Origin of the sequence: Methylobacterium sp. CCH5-D2 (assembly GCF_001556475.1) — a bacterium.
Classification (GTDB): Bacteria; Pseudomonadota; Alphaproteobacteria; order Rhizobiales; family Beijerinckiaceae; genus Methylobacterium; species Methylobacterium hispanicum.
In genome coordinates this window covers 1-537 of sequence record NZ_LSIX01000101.1, presented here as the reverse complement: position 1 = coordinate 537, position 537 = coordinate 1, and the positions used below count along the sequence as shown (strand labels likewise).

Genomic DNA, 537 nt, shown 5'->3' with positions numbered 1-537 from the left:
ACTGGCGCACCTCGCCCCCGATGGGGATGACCTGCGCCACGCCCGGGATGGTCAGCAGCCGGGGCCGGATGGTGAAGTCGGCGACCTCGCGCACCTGCATCGGGGTCGCGGTCTCGCCCGTCACCGCCACCAGCAGGATCTGGCCCATGATGGACGAGATCGGCCCCATGACCGGGGTCACGCCGCGGGGCAGCTGGTCCTGCACCAGCGACAGCCGCTCGGCAACCTGCTGGCGATTGCGGTAGATGTCGGTGCCCCAGTCGAACTCGACGTAGGTGATCGAGAGCCCGACCCCCGAGACCGAGCGCACGCGGGTGACACCCGGCAACCCGTTCATCCGGGTCTCGATGGGATAGGTGACGAGCTGCTCGACCTCCTGAGGCGCGTACCCTTCCGCCTCGGTCATGACGGTGACGGTGGGCTTGTTGAGGTCGGGGAAGACGTCGACCGGCAGCTTGGTGGCGGTGAAGGCGCCGTACAGCACCAGCACCGCGGCGAGCGCGAGGACGAGCAGGCGGTTGCGGACCGACTGGCTGA

Annotated in this window: 1 protein-coding gene; it reads right to left on the bottom strand. The window is 69.3% G+C overall.

Features of this window, described 5'->3' with window-relative positions; translation table 11 throughout:
• Positions 1–537 (bottom strand): efflux RND transporter permease subunit (locus tag AX737_RS02130; RefSeq protein WP_245293379.1); only part of this gene is annotated, 537 nt, incomplete at both ends.